The sequence below is a fragment of the Bacillus litorisediminis genome, assembly GCF_022808645.1.
Classification (GTDB): Bacteria; Bacillota; Bacilli; order Bacillales; family JC228; genus Bacillus_BF; species Bacillus_BF litorisediminis.
Genome location: NZ_JAKZKT010000041.1, coordinates 25,242 through 35,021, shown reverse-complemented (window position 1 = coordinate 35,021; position 9,780 = coordinate 25,242). Strand labels below are relative to the sequence as shown.

The 9,780-nt window shown below is 37.0% G+C and carries 9 protein-coding genes; 1 reads left to right on the top strand and 8 read right to left on the bottom strand.

Annotation, left to right across the window (positions count from 1 at the left end):
- Positions 1 to 310 precede the first annotated feature (310 nt).
- Entirely contained in the window at positions 311 to 637 is a 327-nt protein-coding gene (locus MLE14_RS17555) for a DUF4181 domain-containing protein (RefSeq protein ID WP_243299713.1), read from the top strand.
- 267 nt (positions 638 to 904) lie between these two features.
- On the opposite strand, the gene MLE14_RS17550 is transcribed toward MLE14_RS17555, so the two are convergent.
- The 8 genes from MLE14_RS17550 to MLE14_RS17515 all read right to left on the bottom strand — a co-directional run bounded on the left by MLE14_RS17550 (position 905) and on the right by MLE14_RS17515 (position 9,363).
- Complete coding sequence (locus MLE14_RS17550) at positions 905 to 1,054, bottom strand: YvrJ family protein (RefSeq protein ID WP_243299710.1); 150 nt, start codon at positions 1,052 to 1,054, stop codon at positions 905 to 907.
- A gap of 241 nt (positions 1,055 to 1,295) precedes the next feature.
- Entirely contained in the window at positions 1,296 to 1,937 is a 642-nt protein-coding gene (locus MLE14_RS17545; protein ID WP_243299709.1) for a sigma factor-like helix-turn-helix DNA-binding protein, read from the bottom strand.
- Between the two features lie 904 nt (positions 1,938 to 2,841).
- Positions 2,842 to 4,329 carry a flavin monoamine oxidase family protein gene (locus tag MLE14_RS17540; RefSeq protein WP_243299708.1) on the bottom strand — a complete coding sequence of 496 codons (1,488 nt, stop codon included), beginning with the start codon at positions 4,327 to 4,329 and terminating at the stop codon, positions 2,842 to 2,844.
- Positions 4,330 to 4,604: 275 nt separating this feature from the next.
- Positions 4,605 to 5,837 (bottom strand): amidohydrolase family protein, encoded by a 1,233-nt coding sequence (locus tag MLE14_RS17535; protein ID WP_243299707.1) that lies wholly within the window; start codon positions 5,835 to 5,837, stop codon positions 4,605 to 4,607.
- Between the two features lie 3 nt (positions 5,838 to 5,840).
- On the bottom strand, positions 5,841 to 6,938 hold the full coding sequence (locus tag MLE14_RS17530; RefSeq protein ID WP_243299706.1) for a hypothetical protein: 1,098 nt from the start codon (positions 6,936 to 6,938) through the stop codon (positions 5,841 to 5,843).
- Positions 6,939 to 7,275: 337 nt separating this feature from the next.
- Positions 7,276 to 8,274, bottom strand: a complete 999-nt coding sequence (locus MLE14_RS17525) for an HAAS signaling domain-containing protein (protein ID WP_243299705.1) — start codon at positions 8,272 to 8,274, stop codon at positions 7,276 to 7,278.
- A complete protein-coding gene (locus MLE14_RS17520; protein ID WP_243299704.1) occupies positions 8,261 to 8,608 on the bottom strand; it encodes a PadR family transcriptional regulator in 348 nt (115 codons plus the stop codon). The genes MLE14_RS17525 and MLE14_RS17520 overlap by 14 nt, the downstream gene beginning before the upstream one ends.
- A gap of 356 nt (positions 8,609 to 8,964) precedes the next feature.
- The gene (locus MLE14_RS17515) at positions 8,965 to 9,363 is read right to left on the bottom strand and encodes a nuclear transport factor 2 family protein (protein WP_243299703.1); all 399 of its coding nucleotides are present in this window, start codon (positions 9,361 to 9,363) and stop codon (positions 8,965 to 8,967) included.
- Positions 9,364 to 9,780: the final 417 nt, after the last annotated feature.

Sequence of the window (9,780 nt, the reverse complement as noted above, 5' to 3'; positions counted from 1 at the left end):
ACATTTTCAGGTGAAAGCTATAGACTTACTAACGCTTTATCAAAATCCCATTAAATAGGTTTAAATTGGGTGGCAAAACTCTGCATTTTTCATTGCATTTTTCTGCACTTTTTTATTGCAAAATACAGAGGAAAATAGAGAAATAAAACAACTAATATCGAAAACTTTTTTAACACTATTAAAAATGAATCTCTAATTACATCCAAATAGTTTTTCAATACAGTTTGAATAGATTAATCCAAGAGACTTATAGACAAAAGTAAGCTATAAGAAATATTATAAGCCCCTGAAATTATAAGGAGGTATTACAGTGGATAATTTTGGATTAATAGGTCTAATAATTGCTCTTACATATTTAGCATTACGTATAATGATTGTTGGAACTAAAAAAGTGGAAATTTCAGAAGACGGTAAGTACATAGAAAGATGGGGAAGGATTATACTTGCAGCACTTGGAGTTATTATCGTCATTTTTATTAATATTGAAGCAATCAAGTGGTTTTTTATTCTTTTTATAATAGCTATAATCGGCTTCCAGTCATTTATAGATTGGAAGTATCGAAAGGGATCGAAAGAATATATTGCTTCGCTTATAACGTTAATCGTTGGTGTACTCTTTGTTTATTTCGCTTTTTAAAATCAGTATTTGGAAAATAAAATAGATGAAAAGGCTAAGATCTTTTTGTTTCTCTTTCACTCAGTGACAGAGACCACAAAATTGAACTTAATCATCAAACTAATTCAAAGTTTATCAAAATCCTCGAAGTGAACTAAGAGGTTGCGAAAATACTAAGTGTTCCAGATTTCCTCTAAAGTTGTTACAAACCCCTATAATTCTATAATTATAGGGGGGGTATTTGAGATAATGAAACATGATATGAAATCTCCAGTGACATTCTTTGTTCTAAAATTTATTATTCATTATCTGCTGCAATTTAGTGATAGCTTCAGTTAATCCCTCTATTCTTTTCTCAAATCGCACTAAAAGATAGATAGCAATCATAACAGGAAATCCAAAATTACCGAGTATGGATATCACTTGTGGTACTTCCATCTAAAAAACCTCCTTATTTATAATTGAATCATGAAAAAATTGGCATGACTATTAGCTCGCAGTACGATTTTTTCTATTAAATTCATCATGATAATCACTATATGTTGGAGGGAATTTAATTTTTTCATTTAGAACTGCGTCAGTTACTTTTAACTTTATCTCCTGTTCTAAGTCCTCTCTAACACTTTTATCAGCATTTAATAACGATTTTTTTATCTTAGGATTCATCAATATTAAAGCTTTAGTTAATATTTCCTTTTTGTCGATATGCTTGTTTATTAACATTCTTACTAACCTCTTTTCTATATGATTCTTTTATCTTTTTTAGTGCTCTTTTTTTTATTTTTCCAATGTTTTGAGGAGTATCTCCAAACAAATCTGATATTTCAACTTGCTTTAACTGGTAGATAAAAATGAATTCAAGAACTTTTCGTTCCTTGTTTGTTAATTTCTTTAGAGAATTGTAAAGGGTTTCATCTTCTGCTAAATCAAGCAGGGTATGGTCGGTATTAAAGACATCATCCTTTGATGTTTGTTGTTTATAACTAAGATAATCAATTATTGGGTAAACATCATCTTCATTTTCACTTGGTTTATCAATTAATAACTGATAGCGCTCCTTTTGTTCACGGCATTTCTGATCATATTCGTTAGAAAATTGCTGTGCTAGCGTAGCAATGTATTTCATTAACCTATATAAAAAAAAGTGTTCTACAAATCGGTTATCTAATTGTTTTTTGGCTTCTTCATTACCATCAACAAAAGCAGACTCAAGTAGAGTTATATTTTCGGGTTCACCTTCAAAGAAACTTTTTACAATAGGTTGTGACAGAAACTCAGAATTATCATTTTTATATTCATCTAAGCTTGTGTATCTTTTCAATTTTAAACACCTCCATAGTAGTTAAAGAGAAATAGAAAGAGAAAAAACAACCATAAGAGGAACGTATGTTCTTATATTTTAACAGAACATTAATAGAATTTGTTTCTTAAAAATGATTAAATGTTAAAAGATTTTTAGGAGAAGTTCCAAGTGTACGTGAGATGCACTATCGTTTAGCAAAAGTGCTTGTAAGGCTATAACATAAAAGGACCAAGAGTTATAATCTTTTGGAAAGAAACAAAGTTGCCATTGTTAATACAGCATTACTAGGCGGTATTCGTGGTGTTAGTAATCAATTGGTTGGAAGTAAGTAAACATGGGGAGGGAAAAAGGTTGTCGATTAATTCAAGTAGATATTCAGATGGCAAAGGAATTAGGTATGAATTCAAATAGTTAATTAAAAATATTCTTGTACCGTAATCAAAAATGGAAAGCACCAGTGAAGAAATAGATTCGTGATTATTGTTTGTTTCTAGAACCAAAGGTCAATGAGAACAGTACGGTAATATTATTTCAAAAAACATGGGGACGGTTCATCTGCTTCTTTCGTTTCGAACAACGAAGGAATAACGCGAACCGTCCCTGTGTATGTCTTAACTATTAACACGCTCAATAACCTTTACCCCTTTATAATAAACTCATTAATATCCTTTACATGCTTGATCTTAAACCCAGGAACACCCTTACTTTCTATAAAACTGGCATTCATGCCTTGCTGCAGGCGCCAATACTGCTGACCTTTACCTATCAGTTCCGCTGGGTTTGTCTTAATATTAAAAACTTACTCTTTCATTACCTAAATTTTTTGAGCTTCAATTGAGCGAAAAGGTGATTTTTTATACTTTCTTCCTTAGATCGCTTTTAGACGTAATAAAGAGGAGATTTTACAAGAGTGAAGCGATATCTAGTATCTACTAAAAAAAGTTCTCGGAAGGTTGGTTACTTCGTGGGCAACCCTTATGCCTGATTGGATGGCACCCTCAATCCAAGCAGGAGTAGTGGATGTATGCTCGCCAGCAAAATGGACCCTTCCTTCAGGAGTAGAGATGTAAGGAAATAATTCTGTTTCCTGCCCGGGTTTGAACATGGAGAATGCCCCGCCAGAAAACGGATATTGTGACCAAACCTGGGAAGCTCCTGTTAAAAACGTTTCTTCTACTTGTTTACCATGGACGGTTTTCAAGTTATCTAGTGCATTTCGAATACGGTCTTCTTCTGACAAATTATCCCATGACAACGTATCATCTTCCCACGTATAACTGGCCAAAATGATTCCTGAACCGGTTGAACCTATTAAATGGCTAGGATAGTAAGCAAATCGGATTGGTAAATCCGTCATCATTTTACCGCCCCTGACTCCTTCTCTTTCCCAAAATCGGTTTTTAAATTGCAGTCCGATTTTTGTAGAAGATACATAGTGAAGCTCTCGTATAGCTTTCCACTTATGATGGGAAAAAGAATCTCGCGGTACAATTTCTACAAATGGCAGTAATGAAAAAGGAATCGTTATAATAGCAAGGTCACCAGTAACTGTTAAAGGCCGTTGGTTTTGGATGTGTCTGGAATAAATGGTGACTTGATTATTGTGTTGCTCAATTCTTGTCATTTGGTATCCAAAGTGAAGGTTTTCCTTTAATTGCGGAAGGAAAGCATTGGGAAGTCGGTCATTACCACCCTCGATTTCGTAAAATTTTATGTCTGGGCTAAATAGAGGCAACAGCTCTCTAAGGATAGCGGGAAAAGAGAGTTCTGGAAATCCCTCTAGACCCACAAGAACCTTAATGCTCTCAATCGCACCGGGTGATAGACTTGGCCCTACAGGATTGTGCTTTAAAAAAAAGCTCATTGAATATTTATCAAATTCCCTAACGACTATAGGCCAATTTTGAATGGGATTTTGATTGATAAAATCAGCTACCGGCTTGATTGCTAATAAAAGTAACTCTTCGGCAGACTTACCTTTTTCATGAGGTTCTACCGGGTACTTCAGTATATCAGGGTTCCGCAGATATACCGTTCGGTTTGTTTTAATTCCGTTGGCATAAATGAGATCGTTTGGAGTGGTATTCAAAAAAGGATTAATACGCAGGCCGAATTTTTTAATGTATTCCAACACTAAATAATGATTATGAGGAATACGCATGGCACCCATATCAAGATATAAATTGTCCATAAATGGTTCCCGTTTGGTAAAAACACGACCTCCAACCCTATGGGTTGCTTCTAAAATAGTAATATCGTGTCCCGCATCCTTTAGCAGGGATGCAGCAACTAATCCTGACATACCTGCGCCGACAATAATGATTTTTTTTTGGATCTGTGAAATTCCAAGTCCATTTCTGATGGTCGACAGCATTTGATCAGTTGTTAACGGAGTTCTATAAATGGACATTGTTATTTCTCCTTTCTGATACCACAGCTAGCTAAGGATAGATAAATGTTCACAATCAATTACTACTATCCTATTCCTCTAGGTTTATCCTTTATGAGGGGACAGCTAACATTACTGAATCTTAATTTCAACCTAAAAAAAGCTGATTTCTGCACAGAAACAGCTGAAGAATCTAGAGAAATTTAACCAATATTCTCTATTAACGAGCATATCCGGTAACTCTCGCTTCGCATAACAAATGAAACAAGAGAACCGTCCCCTTGTCTTATCAGCTATCAATGTTCATTATTGCCACGCTCAATAACCTTTACCCCTTTATAATAAACAGACTTAATATCCTTCACATCTGTAATCTCTAACCCAGGGACACCAGTGCTTACTATGAAACTAGCATCCATTCCTGGCTGCAGCCGCCCATACTGCTGTCCTTTACCCATCAGTTCTGCAGGGTTTGCCGTAATTAAAGCCAAAATGTCGTTTTCATCAAAACCATTATGCTTCATGAGCACCATACTAGGAGATGCAATGAGCATTAAAACGTCCGGTCCTTTTAGCGATGGGTCGGTAAAAGGGAGCCAACCAGTACCCATGTACGGTGGTAAATAGGCATCTGTTGCGATGGAAACGGGAATTCCCTTTTTTACTAGACTTAAAATTTCTTCAGGTGCATTTGGTGGAAGATGCGTACCTCCCATTGGGGTTGCTACAACTTTCGTCCCTTGTTCTGCTGCTGTATTCATCAATTCCTCCGTAATTCCATGAACATGATGACATACATCAATTTGAGCCTCTAAAGCTAGTTTGATCCCTTCTTTACCTGCCACATGAGCTCCGATCTGTTTTCCCAGATGATGATAAATATCAGTGATTTGTTTTAACTCATCCAGTGAGTATATGATTTCACCTGCGCGAGGCACTTCATTGATTGTAAAGTTGGCAGGCGTTGCATTAATAAAAATGTTTTCGCCTGGATAATCACTTTCCATTGCGATGCTCCGTACGATTTGGGGATTGACTAAATCTTCTTTTCTCAAGGATTGAGACTTTGTTACTGAAGCGAAATGCGCTAATTTCTCAAAGCCTATCGAAATACTTGCAGCCGCAAAGCTTATATCCATCGGAAAATCCGCCGACATTCTCCTGTAATCCTCCATGGAAAAATCACATAAAGGATGCCCGCATACCTGTTCACCAATAGCTGTTATACCTGCTGATAAAGCCTTAAGCAATATCGCTCTTCCGGCATGAAAATGGGTTTCGGGAGTGACGGGGTACAATGAGGTCGGAGCAAATTCAAGTAAATGAGTATGACAGTCTACTAAAGATGGTGTAATCACGTGATTTGAATAATCCATCACCAAAAAATCAGGGTATTGATGTTTCATATTTTTCCAAAGACCAATTGCCTTGATTTTCCCATTTTCAATGGCCATTGCCCCGTCATGTATCGTTCCTTTCTTACTAACCGTTACAAGCCGTTTACCTCGAACAATATATGTCGAATCCATATTCTATCCCACCAAAAATGGAGTTAAAAAATAACCTAAAATACATGCAGTAATCACCCGAAGTACTGTCCCAATGATCGCTGCTTCTAAGACTTCCCTTTCGTTTAGTCCGGAGCTTTGGGCCCAGGTAACCGGAACCTGACCGAATATGACGGACAGCGGGAGACCAGAGTTCGCCAATACAAAGGAACCGACAATTAAGCGGGGATCGATGTTTGAGGCTAGTTCTGCTAATTGAGCCACAGCAAGTGTTGGGGCGGCAAGAATGGAAACAATTCCGGTACTTGGCTCTATGCTTAGAAATGAGAGGGCTGAAGATAATCCCGTTTCAATTGGACCCCATATGCCAATAAACTTGAACATCCCGATAAAGAAAAATACGGCGGCAACTGCTGGTATGATGATTAAAAAGAGAAGTTCTGCACCTTCCTTTGCCGATGAAAAAATTGTATCTAGGAATCTAGTTTTTGGCGTGAAATGTGGCAGCGCTTCCAACTCAACCCTGCGTGTATCACGGTAAATTATTTTTGAAAGAATAAACGGTACGATAATTAATGGAGCAAAAATCGAAAGGATGACAAGCGGGAATGCGGTAATTCCAAAAGCTGATAAGGCAATCAGTCCCAATACAAAGGTCGCAAAGGACTGAGGAGACTGAATCATTGTGGCGACCGCAATTTTTTGCTCAGCCTTTGTGGCATTTGCTTTTACTAAAATAGGTCCAGCAATTTTTCCAGCCGCATTGATATCGCCAAGAATATTGTAAACACTCGGGATAATAACAGACGGATTAATTTTGAACCATTTCATAATCGGAACAAAGATTCGAATCAAACCATCCGTGAATCCCAGCCTTTCCAAGATCCTTCCGACAATGACACTCACGATAATGGCAATTCCCACTTCACTGGTCAAAAAGATATCCACAACCACTGGTTTCACTTCTTTGATCATCGTATCGAACAATTGAGAAAGTGTATGAGGAGAGAATAATAAGAGTGATAGAGAAGCGATTACAAGCAATAATCCAATAATCTCATAGATGTTCCATTTTTTTCGGGAAGGGTTGGGCTGAAGATCTGTTCCTTTATCTAGCTCCATAGGCATACCTCCAAGCTTTTTGGATAGTGTATGTACGGGAGAAGAATTGTGTGTTTGCCCATAAGATTTTCGGAAAAAACATGGGGAGAGATCATCTGTTCTTTTCTTTTGAAAAACGAAACCAAGGAATATGGACTCAATCTTAAAATCAATTAATTCTTCTTTCACTAAATCCCCCGATAACTAATAAGTAAAAGAACTGAAATTCACCTAATTTAACAAAACCTCCATTATGTGCAGAAACATTTTTTCTTCGGAATCCATAAAAAAAGCTGCTTATGCAGCCCGATGCTTATTCATTTAAAACGCCAGTTACTTTTAATGAAGGAAATACGAATTAACGAATTCTAGCCTTGCGGAATCCATCATATACATTGACGGCAGCACCTGCCATAAAGAAGAAAATTCCACCGCCAACTATCCACATTTTGAATTGATTCGTGGTAATAGTAAATAAATCCGTCATATACGTAATAAACTCCTGGCTCATTAAATTTGGATCAATTAATATGACAATGAACACAATCGTTACAATAATCTGGAGGGCAGTATTATATATTGCCATTCTTTTTGTCCATTGTCCCTTGAGTAATTTATAAAGAGCCAATGCTATTTCAAAACCGATCACAATAACAACGATTGGCCAATACCGAAGTAAAACTTCATGGTTGACAGCCGGAATCACAAATTCAAGTCTATCTCCACCGCCTTCATATAAACCTACAAGCTGATTCGCATAAAAATAAAGGGTTGCCCAGATCGCGGTCCACATCAAATTTCCGAATACCTCTAATTTCGAAATCGCTTTTTTCTTTGGAATATAAGCGATATTTTTCAAATCATCAGGAGTCCATTTTTTAAGGCTTGCTGTTAATGGCTGCTTATCTTTTTCTTTGTCTTTTCTTTCTATAATAGCAACCACAAGAGTGAGCCAAAAGAATACGTGGATCCCCACTTCAATGATTCTCCATATGCCAAATCCAATGACATCTAAAATTACATTCAATACCGCTTCTTCCCCGTCATATCCTATAAAATATTCGGCAATAATCGAGATTAGCGCACTGACAGTGGCAATCGGTACAATCATTTTTAGCAGCGTCACATATACATCAAAATAGCGAGGACCAATAAGGTGCATCGGCCGATCTTGGTATCCGCTAGCCAATGCGACTGGACTCCCTAGTTTTTCAAGAACCGTCTTTACATCTTCCTCACGGTAATCAACAGGCAGCATATCCTCTATCGTTGACTGTAACTCAAGTGCAATATCCTCACGATTCTTTTCCGGCAGCCTTCGAGTAACCTCCTGAATATAAACCTCAATTAAATTCAATATCTTCCTCTCCCTTTAATAAGCTATAAAGCTCCTTTGAATTCTTAATCCATTCCTTTTTTAACTGCAAAAATATCTCTAACCCGTATTCACTTAAAACATAGTACTTACGGGGTCTACTCTCAGATGTATCCCAACTACTCGACACCAATTCCTGTTTTTCTAATCGGCGAAGTAATGGATATAAGGTACTTTGATCAATGGAAATACCGGATTCCTCCAATAACTGAACAAGTGAATATCCGTACTGGGGGGTTCGTAATTGACTTAAAACCGCTAATGTCAACGTTCCTCTCCTAAGCTCTGTCGTTAATGAATTCAATAAATTAATCATTCACCCACCTCATTTTTCTTACTGGATGTTATACAGTATTTGTTTTATACTATGCATCATACACTATTGTTTACACGAAAACAATAAATAATATCAAGTAAGGGACACAAACGATGAAAAAACCCAAAGTAGAATATTGTTAAGAAAAAAAATGAAACGTTTTGGAAACAGAAAAAGCTGGTTAATGAGTTACATGTTTATTGTCAGATGAATCTAGATTGATCCATGCAGCAGAAGTGCGGATTAATGGCGGGGAATCTCATAAATAGTAAGTAACAGGGGAAAGAAAAATAAGGACAGTTCTCCTGTTTCATTTGTTGTGTGAAACAACGAAACAAAAGAACCGTCCCTTTGTTTTAAAACATTCCGTTCTCGTTAGGAGAATCCTCTGGAATAGGCTGACCTACATCCCACAATTCAACGATTTGGTTATCCTGGAAACGGAAGATATGGACAACCGCAGCTCCCAGATCATCTGGGTTTTGCCGAATATGCGAATAAACGACAACCGTGTCTTTCTCTTGGATAGCTTGTTTGACTTCAAGAATTTTGTCAGGGCTTTGGATCTGATTCTCTTCCATCGCTTGCATGAGCGAGTCTCGATCGCCACGGAAATAGGGGTTATGATGACGAAAGTCAGGGCTTATGTAACGCTGGTATGCTTCACGGATATTACCTGAGGCCACCAGCTGCAGAAAAGACACTGCCATCTCTTTGAGAGAGAGGGCTGATGTACCGTTTTGTTCCGTACTCATTTTTATCATCCCTTCAGTTTAATTATTTAAAATTAATAGAAGTTTAAAGTATAGAGGAGTCTCTCGTCAATGGAAACATGGGGACAGTTATTGCGGTCTATTTTCTAGACCTCTTTTTTCATTGGAATTCAGGCCTAAAAAGACTGTCCGTTTTAATCCTTCTCCGCCCTAGTCCTACGGAAAATCGTTCGATAAACAGGTTATTTAGGCTAAAAAGACAGATAAATTTGTTTAGTTAGATCACTGAAGTTGCGGAATAAAAATAAAGGTAAAAAAGGTACTTACTATTAGTGTTAAGTGCCTTTATTTTTTGGCTAGTTTACAGAACGTCAACTGCCATTATTTTTCGAATAAATAAGAGTTATCCCAATATTCTTTCATAATATGAATGGTTTTATTATAATGATAGATAGCAGC